Here is a 16862-nt window from a genome sequence, read left to right on the forward strand (position 1 = left end):
GCGACCGCCGCGCGGTCACTCGGTTCGGGGGACCGCGTACGCGCCGACCGCGAGGAAGCCGGCGGCGAGCGCGGTCAACACGAGCAGGTCGCCGGCCCACGCGCCGCCCTCGTAGGTGATCGCGCGGGTGCCGCGGGCGAAGTACGTCAGCGGCGAGGCGGCGACCGCCGGCAGGAACCACTCCGGCAACAGCGACGGCGTGACGAACGTCTCGGAGAGGAACAGCAGGGGGAGCGCCACCGTGTTGCTCGCGGCGATCACGCCGTCCTGCGAGTCCGCGACCGCCCCGAGGACCGCGCCGAGGCCGCAGAAGAGCGCGACCGCGACCGCGACGAACGCCGGCAGCGCGGCGAGCGCCGGCGAGACGATCAGCGTCGCGTCGGTCACCGCCAGCACGAGGCCGAGGATGAGCAGGCTCGCGGCACCGATGATCGCGACGTTGACGAGCGTGTGCGCGAGGAGCCACTCGGCCCGGGAGAGCGGGGTGGTCGCGAGCTTCTCGAACCGCCCGCCGTCGCGGTGGCGCGCGATCTCGGAGCCGACCCGCGACAGCGGCGTGAACAGGACCACGACCGCGAGGTAGCCCGGGATGTAGTAGCCCGCCGGCTCGGCGAACAGCCCCCCGCCGGTCGGCTGGGTCCGCACCAGCGCGCCGAAGATGACGACCAAGATCACCGGGAAGAAGAAGGTGAAGAACACCGCCGTCCGGCGACGGGTGAACGAGCGCGCGGCCGCGAGCGCCTCCGTCCGAATTCGGCCGATCCGGGTCATCGGTCGCCCTCCTCGTCGTCCGTCGCGACCGACCCGACCGATTCGCCCGGCGCGGCCGAGTCGGCCGACTCGACCGCCCCGTTCCCCCCGCCTCTCGTGTACTCTTCGCCCGTGAGACGTAGGTACACGTCCTCAAGCGACGGCTCGGACCACGAGAGCGACTCGAAGGCGACGCCGGCGTCGTCGAGCGCGCCGACGGCGTCGCCGATCGCCTCCGGGCGCACGCCCCGCACCCGGATCCCCTCGTCCGTCGCCGCGACGGTCGGGTCGTCCCCGAGCCGGTCGTGGACCCCGGCGGCGACGCGCTCGACGACGCCCTCGGTCGCCGCCTCCGCGGTCTCGGCGTCGAGCCGTGGCGCGCCGCCGTGTTCGGCGACCAGCCGGTCCGGCGCGCCGCCGGCGACGACTTCGCCGTCGCGAAGCATCGCGACCCGGTCGGCGAGCCGCTCGACCTCGTCCATCGCGTGGCTCGTGAGGAAGACGGTCGTGCCGTCGGCGGCGAGCCGCTCGATCAGCCGGTGGATCGCCCGCCGGCCGGCGGGGTCGATCCCGGTCGTCGGCTCGTCGAGGAAGAGGAGGTCGGGGTCGTTGACGACGGCGGTCGCGACGCAGGTCCGGCGCTTCTGGCCGCCCGAGAGCGTCTCGTACCACGCGTCGGCGTCGTCGGCCATCCCCACGTCGTCGAGGACCGACTCGGTGTCGCGGGCGGCGTCGTACAGCCCGCCGTAGTAGTCGACCAGCTCGCGGGCCGTGAGCCGCGCCGGCGGGTCGAACGCCTGCGGGAGCAGCCCGATCCGGCTCGGATCGACGTCCCGCGGGGACTCGCCGAAGACGCGCAGGTCGCCCTCGGCCTCTGTCGTGCCCGTGAGCGCGCGCACCAGCGTCGTCTTCCCGGCCCCGTTCGGGCCGATGAGCCCGAACACCTCGCCGGCCGCGACGTCGAGGTCGATCCCGTCGAGCGCGACCACGTCGCCGTACGCCTTCCGGACGCCCTCCGCGACGACTGCGGTCCCGGCGTTGGGACCGCCGTCGCCCGCCGTCGACGACGCCGCGGCCGACGCGGTCGACGCGTCCGCCTCGGCTGTCGGTTCGTCCATGACCTCCGGTCCGGGAGCCGCGCGCGTAAGGGTTGCTCTTCGGTCGCGGTCGCCGGTCAGTTACTCCGGCGCGTGCCTGCGAGCGTGCCGCCGAAGGCGGCCGCGAGGAGCACGCGCGAGGGACGCGGCGAACGGCGAAGCCGTGAGCCGCGAGGCTGGGGAGGCGTGAGGGCGGTGCTGTGCGGGGCGGGACTCGAAGGGGCAGTCGCGAGGCGGTCTCGGTCGTAGAATCGTTCGCGGCGAAAACAGTCACGTGTAGCCGAGCGACTGGGGCTTCGGCGGTCGTGTTCTCGAAGCCGATCGACCGCGCGGTACGATCCGTCGTCGAACGCCACGTCGTCACGGTCCGTTACGCCTAAGCGACGCGGAGCCGACCCACGGCGTATGCACTACCACGAGGCGGCGGCGTTCCTCTTCGACCTCCGCCGCTTCTCGGTCAAGCCCGGCACGGAGCGGGTCGAGGCGCTCCTCGCGCACCTCGACTCGCCGCAGGAGGACGTCCCGTTCGTCCAGATCGCCGGATCGAACGGGAAGGGGAGCGCGGCGCGGCTGACGGAGTCGGTCCTGCGGGAGGCCGGACTCTCGGTCGGCCTGTACACCTCGCCGCACCTCTCGGCGCTCACCGAGCGCGTCCGCGTCGACGGCCGGGAGATGACCGAGGCCGCGGTCGCCGACTTCGTCGCGGAGGTCCGCCCGTGGCTGATCGACCGGGCGGCCGAGGGCGAGCCGCTCACCTTCTTCGAGGTCGTCACCGCGATGGCGGTCCGCGAGTTCGCGCGCCGCGAGGTCGACGTGGCCGTCCTGGAGGTCGGGCTCGGCGGCGAGTACGACGCGACGAGCGCGGTCGACCCGGTCGCGACCGCGATCACGAACGTCTCCCTCGAACACACCGCGGTCCTCGGCGACACGGTCGGCGAGATCGCCCGCACGAAGGCCCGGATCGCCCGGCCCGACGCCCCGTTCGTGACCGCCTGCGAGGGCGAGGCGCTCGACGTCGTCCGCGAGGTCGCGGGCGAGGCCGGCGCGCCGGTGACGCGGGTGACCGGGGAGGGAGACGTAAGCGACGGCGACGCGGACAGCGCCGCCGCCGAGACCGACGCTGACAGCGACGACAGCGACGACCCGCCGGCGTTCGCGGCGACGTACGAGGGCCGAGTGAGCGCCACCGACGCGGAGATCACTCTCACGGGCGAGCGAGAAGGGACCTACCGGATCCCACTCGTCGGCCGCCATCAGGCGGCGAACGCGGCGGTCGCCGTCGGGCTCGCGGACCGGACCGCGGAGACGTTGGGGACCGACCTCCCCGACCGCGCGGTCCGAGACGGGCTCGCGCGGGCGACATGGCCGGGCCGGTTCGAGGTCGTCGGCACCGCGCCGCTGACCGTCCTCGACGGCGCGCACAACCCCGCGGCCGCCCGGACCCTCGCCGCGACGCTCGCCGAGTACGACTACGACGACCTCCACCTCGTGTACGCCGCGATGTACGACAAGGAGCACGCGGAGACGGCCGCGGCGCTCCCCGACGCGGCGACGGCCGTCACCTGTCAGCCCGCAATCGACCGTGCGGAGGACCCGGAAGTCCTCGCCGCCGCGCTCCGCTCGGCGGGGATCGAGCGCGTGACGGCCGGCGACGACGTGGCGGACGCCCTCAACGACGCGGTCGACCGCGCCGACGCGGGCGACTGCGTGCTGCTCGTCGGGTCGCTGTTCGCGGTCGCCGAGGCCCGGGCCGCCCGCACCCGAACGGTCCGCGAGCGGACGGTCCGCGACGCGGCCGACGCGACCCACGCGCTCGACACGGCCGGCGTCCCGCCGGCGGGCGTCGAGCGTCACCGCGACGGGGTCGATCACCGCGTCCTCACCCTCCGCCTGCGCGGCGACCGCGCCGAGCGCGTCGCGGCCGAGGCCCGAGCCGTCGGCGGCGACGCCGCCCTCGGCGGGCTCGGCGCGGACGAGGACCGCGGCGCTGCGGGCGAGCAAGTGCCAGTCACGGTCGCCGGGACGGTCGCCGAACTCCGCGCGCTCGCCGACCGGCTCGCCGCGGCTGAAACCGGCGGACTCGGCGGGGTCGCGGCCGACCTCGCGGCCGCGGTCGGGATCGACACCGACTCCGCGGACGCCGACACCGACTCCGCGAACGCCGACTACCCGTGGACCGATCGCGCCGCCGTGATGGGCGTGCTCAACGTCACGCCGGACTCCTTCCACGACGGGGGCCGCCACGCCGACCTCGACGACGCGGTCGCGGGCGTCGAACGCATGGTCGAGGCGGGCGTCGACGTCGTCGACGTGGGCGGCGAGTCCACCCGGCCCGGGGCGGAGCCGGTCCCGGTCGACGAGGAGATCGACCGCGTCGTGCCGACGATCGAGGCGATACAGTCGGTCCCGGCGGTCGGGNGACACCCGCAAGCCCGCGGTCGCCGAGGCCGCGCTCGACGCGGGCGCGGACATCATCAACGACGTGACCGGGCTGGAGGACCCCGAGATGCGAGCGGTCGTCGCCGACGCCGACTGCCCGGTGATCGTGATGCACAGCCTCGACGCGCCGGTCGACCCCGACGCCGACCCCGAGTACGACGACGTGGTCGCGGAGGTGCTCGACTCGCTGCGCGAGCGGCTCGCGCTCGCCGACACGGCCGGGATCGACCGCGACCGCGTCATCGTCGACCCCGGGCTCGGCTTCGGCAAGTCGCCGGCGGAGGACTTCGAACTGCTCGCGCGCTGCGGCGAGTTCGCGGCGCTCGGCTGTCCCGTCCTCGTCGGCCACTCCCACAAGTCGCTGTACGGCGCGGTCGGGCGCGACGCCGACGACCGCGAGCACGCGACGGTCGCGGGCACGGCGCTCGCCGCCGACCGCGGGGCCGACATCGTCCGGGTCCACGACGTCGCGGAGAACCGCGCGGCGGTCGACGTCGCCGCCGCGGTCGGCGGGTCGCTCCGCGACGGCGACGGCCCCGCGGAGGGCGCAGAGAACGCGGAAGGGGCAGCCGACCCCGAAGGGGCGGAGGACCCGGAGTGACTCTCGTGCGGAGCGCGACGCCGGGTCGGTGGAACTCCGCGCACCGGCGGAATCGACCGGAGCGCGCCGACGCCAGCGTTTTGCCTCCAGATCCCGTCGCGTCCGTATGACCCGTCGCCTGCTCCTCGGCTGTAGCGCGGTCGGGAACGCTCTCGCCGAGCACACTCGCGAGGAGCGCGGCGAACTGGTGGCGATCACCGACGACACGGGGTGGTCGTCGACGCTGCGCGACCGCAACGTCGCCACGGTCGAGGCCGACCCGACCGACCCCGCGAACTACCCGGACGCGGCGGCGATCGTGGTGGTCGCGAGCGACGACGCCGACCGGAACGTCGCCGCCGCCCGTACGGCCCGGGACCGCTACCCGAACGCGATGCTCGTCGCGTACCTCGGAACAGCGGTGACGGACGCGCAGCGGGCCGCGATCGTGGCGGTCGCGGACCGCGTGATCGACCCCGTCGAGGCCGTCACCGGCCGCGTCTGCGAGGTGCTCGGGCTGGACGGTGAGTACCCGGGCGACGCGGACGGCCCGGAGGCCGCCGCAGACGCGGCCGGCGGAACCGAACCGACCGACTCGGACGTCGAGACCGACGTGGAAGCGGGCCTCGCCGCCGGTCCCGCTCAGGCCCCGGACGACGAGAAGCCGGCCCGGCTGCTCGCGACGCTCCGGCGGCTGTCGGGACCGCTCTTGGTCGTCGCCCACGACAACCCCGACCCGGACGCCATCGCGAGCGCGATCGGGCTGACCCGGGTCGCCGAGTCGATCGGCGTCGACGCGGACGCCTGCTACGGCGGGGAGATCGCCCACCAGGAGAACCGCGCGATGGTGAACCTCCTCGACATCGGGCTCCAACCGGTCGACGAGCTCGACCTCGACGAGTACGGCGGCGTCGCCCTGGTCGACCACTCCCGCGCCGGGATCAACGACAGCCTCCCCGAGAACCACCCGGTCGACGTCGTCATCGACCACCACCCGCCGCGGGGGCCGGTCGCGGGGTCGTTCGTGGACATCCGCCCGGCGGTCGGCGCGACGAGCACGCTGATAGCGGAGTACCTCTCGCGGTTCGGGATCGCGCCCGACCGCGACCTCGCCACGTCGCTCCTGTACGGGATCCGGATCGACACGAAGGACTTCACGCGGGCGACCGCGATCGACGACTTCCGGGCCGCGGCCGCCCTGCTCGCGCACGCCGACGAGTCGACGCTCGAACGCGTCGAGAGCCCGAGCGTGAGTCCCGAGACGCTGCGCGTCCTCGCGGCCGCCATCGAGAACCGCGACGTCCGCGGGTCGACCGCCGCCTCCTGCGTCGGCGAGATCGCGGACCGCGACGCGCTCGCGCAGGCCGCCGAGCGCCTCCTCGATCTGGACGGCGTGACGGTGACGTTCGTCTACGGCTACATGGACGGGGTGATCTACGGCTCCGCCCGCGCCCGCGGTGCCGACCTCGACGCCGGCGAACTGCTGCGCGACGCGCTCGACCCCGTGGGGTCGGCCGGGGGCCACGCCGCGATGGCGGGCGCGCAGGTCCCGCTCGGCCTCCTCGCGGAGGTCTCGGAGTCGGAGGCGGAGTCGCTCGCCGAGGTGGTCGAGGCGTTCGTCGCCGGGCGGTTCTTCGAGGCGCTCGACGACGCGCCCGCCCAGCCGGCCGGCCTCCCGCCGGAGTTCCCGACGGACTGACCGCGGAGCGTGTCATTCAGGCCCACACCGCCGAAAGGCAGTCCTTTCTCCGCCGCGGACGCCCGCACATGGGCGACGCCCTCTACGACGAGCGCCCGCGGCTCTACGACGCGATCCAGTCCGCGTGGGACTACGACCGCGACGTCGCGTTCGTCACGGACCTCCTCGCCGAACGCGGCGTCGGCCCCGAGCGCCTGCTGGAGGTCGGCTGCGGCACCGGCGAGCACACGCGGCGGTTCGCGGCCCGCGGGCTCGACGTGACCGCGGTCGACGTTCACGAGGGGATGCTCGACGTCGCGCGCGAGAAGTGCGCTCGCGCGGTCGGCGGGGACGACCGGACCGGCCGGGCCGCCGGCTCCGACGGCGCGGTCGCGTTCCGTCACACCGGCCTCCCGGACCCGGACCTCGGCGACGCCGGGCCGTTCGACGCGGCGGTCGCGATCCGCGGCGTCGTCAACCACCTCCCGCCGAGCGACCTCGGCCCCGCGGTCGGGGCGCTCCGCGACGCCCTCCGGCCGGGCGGCGTCCTCGTCTTCGACAACTCCCCGCTGCCGCCCGAGGGGAACCGGCCGGGGCTGGACGTCGGCCGCGACGCGGACGGGGCGATCGAGTACGTCCGGGTCGCACACCACGTCGCGACCGGCGACGGCCGACTGGACTGGCGGGCGGTGACGTTCACGCCCGACGGCGAGCCGTTCGTCGACCGCCGCCGGATGACGCCGTTCTCCGACGCCCGGATCGCCGACGCGCTCGCCGCCGCGGGGTTCGACGCCGTCTCCGTCGCCGACGGTTACGGGCCGGACGACGACCGGAGCGTGTTCGTCGCGGTGCGGTAGCGCGGGCCCCCGCCGCCGGGTGTGACCCCTCGGTCGTGCGGGGCGATCGACAGCGGGCGCAACGTACATACGGCGCGGCGGCGAATCAGTTCACATGACCGACGACGTCGTCGAACACCGTCGACTGATCATCGCCGGCACCGGTATCTCGGGGCTGTCGGCGGCGATCTACGCCGCGCGCTCGAACAACGACCCGCTCCTCGTCGAGGGCGACGAACCGGGCGGCCAGCTCACGCTGACGAGCGAGGTGGAGAACTATCCCGGCTTCCCCGAGGGGATCTCCGGGCCGGGCCTGATCAACGACATGAAAGAGCAGGCGACCAAGTTCGGGGCCGAGGCCCGCAACGGCGTCATCGAGGACGTCTCGAAGGAGCCGGCGGGCCACTTCCGCGTCGCGCTCTCGGACGGCGACGTCTACACCGCCGACGCCGTCATCGTCGCTTCCGGGGCCTCCGCCCGGACGCTCGGCGTCCCCGGCGAGGACGAGCTGATGGGGTACGGCCTCTCGACGTGTGCGACCTGCGACGGCGCGTTCTTCCGCGACGAGGACATGCTCGTCGTCGGCGGCGGCGACGCCGCGATGGAGGAGGCGAACTTCCTGACGAAGTTCGCGGACACCGTCTACGTCGCCCACCGCCGCGAGGAGTTCCGCGCGGAGGACGTCTGGATCGAGCGCGTCGAGGAGAAGGTCGAGGACGGCGAGATCGAACTCCTCCTCAACACCGAACTGACGGAGATCCACGGGAACAAGGAGGACGGCGTCGACCACGTGACGCTCGTCGAACACCCCGACGGCCACCCGAAGGAGAAGCTCGACGACCCCGCGACCGCCGACGAGGTCGACGAGTACGACTTCGACGTGGGAGCGGTGTTTTACGCCATCGGCCACACGCCGAACACCGACTTCCTGGAGGGAACCGGGATCGAGACCGACGACGACGGCTACCTCGTCGCCGAGGGCGGCCGCGGCGGCGGCCAGACGAAGACCGGCGTCGAGGGGTTGTTCGGCGCGGGCGACGTGGTCGACTTCCACTACCAGCAGGCGGCGACCGCGAGCGGCATGGGCGTGAAGGCCGCGCTCGACGCCGACGAGTACCTCTCCGAGCGCGAGCGGGCGGGGGAGCTGTACGAGACCGAGGCCGAGGCCGACGCCGCGACCGCAGACGACTAGGAGAGCGGAGTCGCCGCCGTTCAACGGGAATTCCGGAACCGGCGCTTCGACCCCGAATCGCCCGCTGGAGTCGGGATTCCGCCGGTTATGTTTTTGATCCGCCTCGGACGCGTTCCGACACGGGACGGTTCCGGTGGTGGTCGTAGAGCTCGACCGCCGTTCGGAGTGCCACCGCACCGAACGCGAGCAGGCCGAGCCCGACCCCGTAGAACAGCAGCCCGATCGCGCCCGGGCCGGCGACCTCGCCGCCGATCTCGACGATGAGGACGTAGAACGCGCCGGGCGCACCGAGCGTGGCGACGACCTCGAACGCCCGGACCGCCGTGTAGCGGGGGCGGCTCCGCAACCGGCTTCCTGGGTCGTCGGCGCGGGCCAGACGGTAGCCCGCTAGGAGCGCTTCGGCACCGATCACGAGGGCGAGAACCATCGGAAAGAAGGCGAGAACGAGGAAGCCGTCCAGTCCGTCGCCGGGGAGCAGTCCGGCGACGCTGGCGATTCCGAATCCGAGGGCTCCGAGGACGGAACCGAGTTTGAGCGCCTGAAGGGGCTTGGCGCGGATGAACGTCAGGGACATGAGGGCAGGTTTCGCTTCCGAACCCCCCGGAATAAGCCTTCTGTGGCTCACGGACAGGTAATCGCTCCACGAGACACTCCGATCACGCGACGATCCCGAGTGCGACCGGCGATCGGTCCGTTCGCGGCGCGTCGCGCCGCGCTCCTCACGGGAATGCGTCCTCTCCTCACGCCTCCCCGGCCTCGTCTCTGGCGGCCGTCGCGGCCGCCTACGACAGGATCTCCACGTCGTACCCCTCGGCTTCGAGTGCGTCGACGATGTCGGCGGCGTGTTCGGCGTCGTCGGTCTCCAGTTCGAGTTCGAGTTCGGCGGCGTTGACCGCCACGTCCCGGGACGTGCGGTCGTGGTGGACCGCGTACACGTTCGCGCCGGTGCGCGCGACGATGCTGGAGACCCGCTCCAGTTCGCCGGGGCGGTCCTTCAGGTCGATGGTGATCTTGAGGTACCGCCCCATCTGGACGAGCCCGCGGCGGACCACGGTGCCGAGGCGGTTGAGGTCGATGTTGCCGCCACAGAGCGCGGCGACGACCGTCTCGCCGTCGTCGTACTCGAACGCCTCCGAGAGGACGGCCGCGAGCGCGACCGCCCCCGCGCCCTCGACGAGCGTCTTCGAGCGCTCCAAGAGCAGCGTGAGCGCCAAGGCGATCTCGCGGTCGTCGACGGTGACGACCTCGTCGACGTACTCCGCCATGACTTCGAGGGTCCGCTCGCCGACTGACCGCGTGGCGATCCCGTCGGCGATCGTGTCGACGCTGTCGATCTCCCTGAGTTCGCCCGCTTCCAGCGACTTCGCGGCCGAGGCGGCCCCCTCCGCCTGGACGCCGACGACGCGCACGTCCGGGAGCTGTTCTTTGATCGCGACCGCGACCCCGGAGATCAGGCCGCCGCCCCCGATCGGGACGACGACCGTGTCGAGTTCGGGGCAGTCGTCGACGATCTCCAGGCCGAGCGTCCCCTGACCCGCCATCACGACCGGGTCGTCGAACGCGTGGACGTACGTCCGGTCCTCCTCGCGCTCCAACTGGTGGGCGTACGCCTGCGCCTCGTCGTAGTCGACGCCCTCTAACCGGACGCTCGCGCCGTACCCGCGGGTGGCCTTCACCTTCGAGACGGGCGCGAACTTCGGCATGACGACCGTGGCGTCGACGCCCGCGCGGCCGGCGGCCAGCGCCACGCCCTGCGCGTGGTTGCCCGCGCTGGCGGTGACGACGCCCGCCTCGCGTTCCGCCTCGGTGAGGGTGGCGATCCGGTTCATCGCGCCCCGGATCTTGAACGCGCCCGTCCGCTGGAAGTTCTCCAGTTTGAGGTGGAGGTCCGCGCCGCTCATCTCGGAGAAGGAGCGCGACCGCTCCAAGGGCGTGTGTCGGGCGACGCCCGAGACCCGCTCGCGCGCCTCGCGGATGTCGGCAAGACTGAGCATGCCACCGAGTCGCCGCGCCGACCGCTAATCGGTTGCGGTCGGCCGACGGCGCGGGTCGGGGGAGCCGATCCCCGGGCCGTCGGCTCGGGAGAGAGGAAAGGTGGGGGAATGCACGCGTGTGACGTGCGAGTGAAACGACGCCGCGGGAATACAAAAAGGTGAGGCTACCAGAGCGAAAGTGGAACCGCACGACCGCAAGGCCGTCATCCGCCCGTCAGACGGGATCCGCGGGTGTGAGTCGCACTCGCACGTCCCGCTCGTCGAGCACCGATCGCACCCGGTCGGGGAACGGGCCGGCCCCCGGCCACGTCGCGTCCGCGTCGAGCCGGTCGGGGTCCCCGACGTACACCGCGGCGGTGTCGGGGTGGTCCGCCGGCGCGTCGAGCGGCACGCGCTCCCGGACGTACAGCCCGTCGTCCACGTTCTCGTACGCGTCGAGCGCGTCGGCCGCCTCCGTTCGGAGGAGCCGCCCCGCGGTCTCGCCGCCCGGCGCGAGCGTGGGGTACCGCCCCTCCACGAGTTCGAGGCCGGTGAGCGTCGCCGGGCCGACGAAGACGAACGAGTCGAGCACCTCGGCGACCCGCTCCGGTTCGGTCAGCGTGCCGTACACGAAGACGTCCATGGGCCGTGTGGGTCGCTGGCGGGCTTCAACGTTCGGGGACGCCCGTCCCGGGGCGGCCGACCAACGCCCGCGGCGCTGAGTGGCGGCGACGCCGACCGCCTCCGGTATATCAATACCGCGGGCGACCGTCGGCGGGGGTACATGGACTTCCCGCGGTTGCGGCGCGTCTGGCGGCGCGTGTTCTCGCTCGCGTGGCCCGTCATGGCCGAGCAGACGTTCCGCACCGCGATGCGGACGACCGACATTCTGGTCACCGCGCTGTTCTCGCCGGCCGCGGTCGTCGCGATCGGCCTCGCCGACCTGTACGCCCGCTTCCCGCTGCGGATCGGACTGGGGCTCGGCGGCGGTGCCATCGCGCTCTCCTCGCAGGACACCGGCGCGGGGGCCGCGGAGAACCGCGACGAGGCGGTGACGCAGGCGATCCTGCTCGGCGCGCTCGCCGGGGTCCCGTTCGTCCTGTTCGGCTTCCTCTTCGGGGAGTTCGCGATCGACGTGTTCGGCCGGATCGTCGGCGAGGAGACCTCGCCCGCGGTCGTCGACCTCGGCTCGACGTACCTCGCGGTCGTGTTCGCGACCGCGCCGGCGCGCCACGTCGCCCTGGTCGGCGCGCGGGCGCTCCAGGGGACCGGCGACACCCGGACCCCGATGTACGTCAACGTCGCCGCCAACTCAGTCAACATCGCCGGCTCGGTCGTCCTCGGGTTAGGGCTGTTCGGCCTCCCGCGGCTCGAAGTCCTCGGCGTCGGCCTCGCGACCGCGGGCGCGAACGTCCTCACGGCCGGACTGCTCTGTTTCGCGATCTGGGGGTCGTGGACCGACGCGGACTTCGCGCGGCCGCGGGACCTCACGATCGCGAGACAGCTGCTCGCCGTGAGCGCCCCCCGCGTCCTGGAGGGGTTCGGCTCCGAGATCGCGGAGTTCCCGTTCAACGCGCTCCTCCTCGGCTTCGGCGAGGCGGTCAACGCCGGGTTCCAGATCGGTCGCCGCGTCTATCAGCAGGTGACCGGGCCGCTCTCGCGGGGCTACAACGTCGCGGCGTCGGTGCTGGTCGGGCAGGCGCTCGGCGAGGGCGACCCGGAGGCCGCGCGGTTCAACGGCTGGGCGGTCGCCGGGCTCGGCGTGCTCACCGTCGGGACGATCGGACTGGGGCTCGTCGTCGCCGCGCCGCGGCTCGTGCCGATATTCACCGACGACGCGCCGACGATCGCGTACGCGGTCGACTTCGCGCGGGTGTACGGGGTCGCCGGTGCCGCGCTGGTCTGCTTCTCCGCGCTCTCCGGGTCGCTTCAGGGGGCCAGCGAGACGCGGATCCCGCTGGTCGCGCGCGTCTCGGCGATGTTCGGGCTCTTTCTCGGGCTATCGTGGCTGCTCGGCCGCACCGCGGGGTTCGGTCCGGTCGGCGCGTACGTCGGCGTGTCCGCCGCCTACGCGTGGATGGCGCTCGTCGTCGCCCTCGGCTTCCGGTACTCGGACTGGGCGACCCGCGCCGCCGACATGATGGACGCGCGGGGATCCGGGCCGGAGAGCGACGCCGACCCCATGCCGGACGAGGAATCTTCCTAGGCGAGGGCGGGGCCCGCAGCGCCTCTCGCGACGCCCGGCGCTCCCCGCCGCCCCTCGGCTCAGGGCTCGCCGCCGAGCGACTCCTGTTCGGAGCCCGTGTCCCCTCTGAGCCGGCGGCGGCGCTTGTCGTAGGCGGCCTCCAACTTCGCGTTCGTCGCGCGCGAGACGAGGTAACAGTCCGCGTCGCCGTCGTCGCGGGGGTGCGCGCTCGCGATCCAGACGTGGCCGTCGCCGGCCGAGAGGTCGTCGGCCCACCGCTCCGCGGCCGCGCGGCTCTCGAAGTCGTGGCGGGGCCCGTCCTCGAAGACGAGTTTGCCAACCTTCGCGTTCCGCTTGCGCGCGGACGGCTTGATCGCGACGACGACGCTCACACCCGGCGTTCGGACGCCCTCGGATAAAAACCTCGTCAGACGCCGACGCGATCGGACGCCGACGCGCCGTGCCGCGGACTCAGTCGTCGGCGACCGCTCCCGGCTCCGCGTCCGCGGCGTCGGCCTCGGCGGCCAGCAGGCGGTCGAGCCCGTCGACCATCCCGACGACGCTCGCGCGGGTGATGTCGGCGTCCGACGCCGAGACGCTCACGGAGCGGTCGCCCCGCGAGAGGTCCACCTCGACGGTGACGACCGCGTCGGTGCCGCCGGTGATCGCGTCGACGTGGTAGGAGTCGAGGTCGAAGGCGACGCCGTCGCCCGCGCCCTCTGCGTCGTCGCTTCCGTCGCCCGCCAGCGCCGTCCGGACCGCCTCCAGCCCGGCGTCGACCGGCCCGGAGCCGGTGCCGGCGGCGACGCGCTCGTCGTCGCCCACGCGGAGCCGGACGGAGGCGGTCGGGAGGTTCCCGCCGGAGGTCGCGGAGAGGTCGACCAGTTCGACGTGGCGCTCGCGCTCGCGGCCGCGGACGTCGTCGGCGACCGCGAGCAGGTCCGCGTCGGTGACGCGCTTGCCGCGCTCGCCCAGTTCCTTGACGCGGTCGACGACCTCGCGGAGCTCGTCGTCGGTCACCGCCACGTCGTGCTCGGCCAGCGCGGCCTTCACCCCGGCGCGGCCCGCGTGCTTGCCGAGGACGAGCCGGCGCTCGCGGCCGACCGTCTCCGGCGGGTACGGCTCGTACATCGTCCCGTCCTTGAGCGTGCCGTCGGTGTGGATGCCGGACTCGTGGGCGAAGGCGTTCGCGCCGCAGACCGCCTTGTTCGGCGGGAGCGCGACGCCGGTCGCCTCCGAGACCGTCCGGCAGAGCCGGTAGAGCCGCGCGAGCTCGACGGTGTCGACGCCGTACGACTCGCCGAGCGCGATCGCGACCTCCTCGAGGGCGACGTTGCCGGCGCGCTCGCCGACGCCGAGGACCGTCCCGTGGACCGTGTCCGCGCCGGCCTTCAGCCCGGCGTGGACGTTCGCCAGCCCGAAGCCGAGGTCGTCGTGGGTGTGGAGGCTCGTCGGGCCGCGGTCGGCGAGCCGCGAGACGACCTCGGCGGTGCGCTCGGGGTCGGCCGCGCCCACCGTGTCGCAGTAGCAGATGCGGTCCGCGCCGGCGTCGAGCCCGGCACCCAGCAGGCGGTCGAGGTAGTCGAGGTCGGCCCGCGAGCCGTCCTCGCCGAGCACCTCGACCCACAGGCCGTGCTCTTTCGCGTACTCGACGAGTTCGACGGTGGTCTCGACCACCTCGTCGCGGGTCGACCCGACCTTCGTCTCGACGTGCTTGTCGGAGGCGGGGACGACGAGGTTCACGCCGTCGACGCCGCAGTCGAGCGCGTGGTCCACGTCCCGCTTCACGCCGCGGGCGAAGCTCGTCACGGTGGCGTCGAGTCCCTCGTCGGCGACCTTCCGGATCGCCTCGCGCTCGCCCGCCGAGGTACACGCCGAGCCGGCCTCGATCAGGTGGACGCCGGCGGCGTCGAGCTCGCGGGCGACGTCGACCTTCTCGCGGGGCGACAGCGAGACGCCCGGCATCTGCTCGCCGTCGCGCAGCGTGGTGTCTAACAGCTGTACCTCGTCGAGGTCGGTGAGTTGTGTTCGGGTCAAAAGGGGGTCAGTCGGCTCGTCGGTGGTCTGGGGGTCGGTGCCGCCGCGGGGCGGTCGTGCCCCGGAATCGTTATCGTCGGAGAATTTCGCGGCCAGCCGCCGCGAGGCGACTTCCTCTATCCTCCGAACGATCGCGAGTGTCTCGCGTCATTCGTGCCCATGCGGACGACACACGCACGTATAAACTGCCGGGTCGCGTCAGGAATGGCCGAGCGATCGTCGGTTCGACTCCGGTTTCGTCGTGGATCTCTCGGCGGGGCCCGACGGGGGCGGACGCGCCGACCCCGCCCTCTCACCCCAGCAGCGACCGCAGGGACCGTCGCCGCGTCCCGCACTCGCCCGCGTACTCGCAGGCGTCACAGCGCCCGTCGTCGACGCGCGGCGGCGGGCCGTCGATCGACCGGGCGGCCCGGAGGGCCTCGCGATACGCCGCCTTCTTCCGGGTCGTGAGCCGGACCTCGCGGACGACGCCGACCGCGGGGTACTCGACGAGCGCCCGCGGGATCTCCCGCTCGCGCTCCCACGCTAACGCCTTCGCAATCCCGACCGCGCGGACCGCCTGCGGCTCCCACACGCCGTTCTCGGGCGGCTCGCCGGAGGAGACCAGCGTCGGGATCGGCGGGGACCCGGACCCCTCCGCGCCGCCCCCGTCTGCCCCGCCGTCTCCCGGCTCCAGCACCTTGTGAACGGTCCCGTGACAGTCCTTCCCCGAGAGGAACCCGCGCTCGCTCGCGGGGTCGACGAGGGCGTCGTACTCGTCCCGGTCGCGCAGCCGCGTCAGGTTCCGACGGTAGGCGGCCGGCGACCGGTGGAGCGGGAGCCGGCGGAGCGTCCGGTCCGGCGCGTCGGCCAGTTCGTCGTAACGGAACGCCAGGTCGATCCGCTCGCGCGCCTCCGGGGGCACGCTTCGCTCCTCGTCGCGGCGGACGTAGTAGAGCTGTCGGGGGCAGTACGCCGCGCGAGCCAGATCGCTGAAGGGAACCAGGGTCACGCGACCGGGTGGCCCCGGCTTCGGGTATAAATCCGGACGGCGCGTGCCGGTGAGCGCCGCATCGCGGCGTGAACCGCACGCGCGAGGGAGTCGGCGGTCCGAAGCGAAGCGGAGGGCCGCCGACGAGGCTGGGGAGGCGCGAGGTGCGGTTGCTGTGCGGGGGCGGGCGGGACTCGAAGGGGCAGTCGCGAGGCGGGCAGAGGCGACGTAAGCACCGCAGGAGCGAGCAACGCGAGCGACGAGGAGCGCAACGAGCGTCTGTCCGCCTCGCGACTGGGGCTTCGGAGGTGTCGGTCTCGGCTACTGTTTTATAAACAAACGGCTGCGTACAGGAGAGTGGCCGGGGCTCCGGGAGCGTTCGAGTTCCCGCCGTCTCTGTTTATAAGGACACGTCCGTCTCGATGTCCTCGGTCGCCTCTTTGAGTCCGTCCTCGCGGGCGGTGCTCGCGAGCGACCCCTCGATGTCGGCGTCGGTGAAGAGGTCGCGGAACGCGTCCCGGAACCGGTCGTTCGCCTGCGTCGAGGTGAGGTCGACGCGCGCGACGGCGGCGTAGCGGGCGACGCGATCGGGCGCAGCGTCCAGTTCCTCCGCGCACTCGACGATCGAGTTGCCCGCGCCGGTGAGTTGCTTCAGGTCTTCGTACGCGAAGTCGGCGTCCGCGGAGTCGGCATCTGCGGAGTCGGCGTCCGCGTATTCACAACCCACCTCGCGGTCGGACTCCCGCACGAGATGGAGGTCGAGTCGCGCCTTGCGAACGGTCTCGGCGTCGATTGCGTCAGGGTCAACATCCGTCTCCTCCCGCTCCGCGAGCGCGTCGCGGAGCGCGGCGGCGACGGCCTCGTCGTCTGCTTCGAACCGGCCGCGGGCGACGAGGACGTACGCGTCGTCGTCGAGGTCCGTCGAGAAGCCGTACCGCTCGCGCATCGCGGCGACGAGGTCGCGCGCGGTCCCGTCGACCGACTCCGCGTCGGCGTCGACGAGGGTCCCGCGCGCCGCGTCCTGCCGCTCGGTGACCGACTCGGAGCCGGTGGCCTCGACGAACAGATCGCGGAGTTCGGCGGTCTTCTCGTCCATATGGGTGCGTATGTGTCGGGGCGGTAGAA

The 16862-nt window shown here is 73.2% G+C and carries 13 protein-coding genes and 1 pseudogene; 5 read left to right on the forward strand and 9 right to left on the reverse strand.

All coding sequences use genetic code 11. The features are described from left to right. Positions 1 to 15: 15 nt before the first annotated feature. Together C472_RS08690 and C472_RS08695 are read right to left on the reverse strand one after the other, a co-directional pair. Positions 16 to 771, reverse strand: coding sequence for an ABC transporter permease (locus tag C472_RS08690; RefSeq protein WP_006629451.1), 756 nt, complete (start codon positions 769 to 771; stop codon positions 16 to 18). Further along, on the reverse strand, positions 768 to 1868 hold the full coding sequence (locus C472_RS08695; protein WP_006629452.1) for an ABC transporter ATP-binding protein: 1101 nt from the start codon (positions 1866 to 1868) through the stop codon (positions 768 to 770). Before C472_RS08695 ends, C472_RS08690 begins: the two co-directional genes overlap by 4 nt. 384 nt (positions 1869 to 2252) lie before the next feature. Between C472_RS08695 and folP the strand changes: the two are divergent. The 4 genes and pseudogenes from folP (at position 2253) to C472_RS08715 (ending at position 8572) form a co-directional block, all read left to right on the forward strand. Next, positions 2253 to 4887 (forward strand): annotated as a pseudogene (folP, locus tag C472_RS08700) (dihydropteroate synthase). A gap of 106 nt (positions 4888 to 4993) precedes the next feature. After that, entirely contained in the window at positions 4994 to 6565 is a 1572-nt protein-coding gene (locus tag C472_RS08705) for a DHH family phosphoesterase (RefSeq protein ID WP_006629454.1), read from the forward strand. A gap of 68 nt (positions 6566 to 6633) precedes the next feature. Further along, entirely contained in the window at positions 6634 to 7401 is a 768-nt protein-coding gene (locus tag C472_RS08710; RefSeq protein ID WP_006629455.1) for a class I SAM-dependent methyltransferase, read from the forward strand. 94 nt (positions 7402 to 7495) lie between these two features. Then, on the forward strand, positions 7496 to 8572 hold the full coding sequence (locus C472_RS08715) for an NAD(P)/FAD-dependent oxidoreductase (RefSeq protein ID WP_006629456.1): 1077 nt from the start codon (positions 7496 to 7498) through the stop codon (positions 8570 to 8572). Positions 8573 to 8657: 85 nt separating this feature from the next. Here the strand turns inward: C472_RS08715 and C472_RS08720 are convergent, their stop codons facing one another. From C472_RS08720 to C472_RS08730, 3 genes are all read right to left on the reverse strand, one after another. Next, complete coding sequence (locus C472_RS08720) at positions 8658 to 9146, reverse strand: hypothetical protein (protein WP_006629457.1); 489 nt, start codon at positions 9144 to 9146, stop codon at positions 8658 to 8660. A 208-nt stretch (positions 9147 to 9354) separates the two neighbouring features. Further along, a complete protein-coding gene (ilvA, locus tag C472_RS08725; RefSeq protein WP_006629458.1) occupies positions 9355 to 10566 on the reverse strand; it encodes a threonine ammonia-lyase in 1212 nt (403 codons plus the stop codon). 214 nt (positions 10567 to 10780) lie between these two features. Further along, positions 10781 to 11188, reverse strand: coding sequence for a gamma-glutamylcyclotransferase family protein (locus C472_RS08730; RefSeq protein ID WP_006629459.1), 408 nt, complete (start codon positions 11186 to 11188; stop codon positions 10781 to 10783). Positions 11189 to 11329: 141 nt separating this feature from the next. Between C472_RS08730 and C472_RS08735 the strand changes: the two genes are divergently transcribed. Beyond that, the gene (locus tag C472_RS08735) at positions 11330 to 12751 is read left to right on the forward strand and encodes an MATE family efflux transporter (protein ID WP_006629460.1); all 1422 of its coding nucleotides are present in this window, start codon (positions 11330 to 11332) and stop codon (positions 12749 to 12751) included. Positions 12752 to 12810: 59 nt separating this feature from the next. Here C472_RS08735 and C472_RS08740 read toward each other — a convergent pair whose 3' ends face one another. The 4 genes from C472_RS08740 to C472_RS08755 form a co-directional block, all read right to left on the reverse strand. Further along, a complete protein-coding gene (locus C472_RS08740) occupies positions 12811 to 13122 on the reverse strand; it encodes a hypothetical protein (protein WP_006629461.1) in 312 nt (103 codons plus the stop codon). 79 nt (positions 13123 to 13201) lie between these two features. Then, on the reverse strand, positions 13202 to 14767 hold the full coding sequence (locus C472_RS08745; protein ID WP_006629462.1) for an alpha-isopropylmalate synthase regulatory domain-containing protein: 1566 nt from the start codon (positions 14765 to 14767) through the stop codon (positions 13202 to 13204). Between the two features lie 292 nt (positions 14768 to 15059). Then, positions 15060 to 15758 carry a CRISPR-associated protein Cas4 gene (locus tag C472_RS08750; RefSeq protein ID WP_006629463.1) on the reverse strand — a complete coding sequence of 233 codons (699 nt, stop codon included), beginning with the start codon at positions 15756 to 15758 and terminating at the stop codon, positions 15060 to 15062. Positions 15759 to 16137: 379 nt separating this feature from the next. Beyond that, a complete protein-coding gene (locus tag C472_RS08755) occupies positions 16138 to 16833 on the reverse strand; it encodes a hypothetical protein (RefSeq protein ID WP_006629464.1) in 696 nt (231 codons plus the stop codon). Positions 16834 to 16862: the final 29 nt, after the last annotated feature.

The organism is Halorubrum tebenquichense DSM 14210 (assembly GCF_000337415.1).
GTDB classification, from domain to species: domain Archaea; phylum Halobacteriota; class Halobacteria; order Halobacteriales; family Haloferacaceae; genus Halorubrum; species Halorubrum tebenquichense.

Coding starts and splice junctions, on each gene's coding strand:
- C472_RS08690 (WP_006629451.1), bottom strand. CDS start 771: ATGACCCGGATCGGCCGAATTCGGACGGAGGCGCTCGCGGCCGCGCGC.
- C472_RS08695 (WP_006629452.1), bottom strand. CDS start 1,868: ATGGACGAACCGACAGCCGAGGCGGACGCGTCGACCGCGTCGGCCGCG.
- C472_RS08705 (WP_006629454.1), top strand. CDS start 4,994: ATGACCCGTCGCCTGCTCCTCGGCTGTAGCGCGGTCGGGAACGCTCTC.
- C472_RS08710 (WP_006629455.1), top strand. CDS start 6,634: ATGGGCGACGCCCTCTACGACGAGCGCCCGCGGCTCTACGACGCGATC.
- C472_RS08715 (WP_006629456.1), top strand. CDS start 7,496: ATGACCGACGACGTCGTCGAACACCGTCGACTGATCATCGCCGGCACC.
- C472_RS08720 (WP_006629457.1), bottom strand. CDS start 9,146: ATGTCCCTGACGTTCATCCGCGCCAAGCCCCTTCAGGCGCTCAAACTC.
- ilvA (WP_006629458.1), bottom strand. CDS start 10,566: ATGCTCAGTCTTGCCGACATCCGCGAGGCGCGCGAGCGGGTCTCGGGC.
- C472_RS08730 (WP_006629459.1), bottom strand. CDS start 11,188: ATGGACGTCTTCGTGTACGGCACGCTGACCGAACCGGAGCGGGTCGCC.
- C472_RS08735 (WP_006629460.1), top strand. CDS start 11,330: ATGGACTTCCCGCGGTTGCGGCGCGTCTGGCGGCGCGTGTTCTCGCTC.
- C472_RS08755 (WP_006629464.1), bottom strand. CDS start 16,833: ATGGACGAGAAGACCGCCGAACTCCGCGATCTGTTCGTCGAGGCCACC.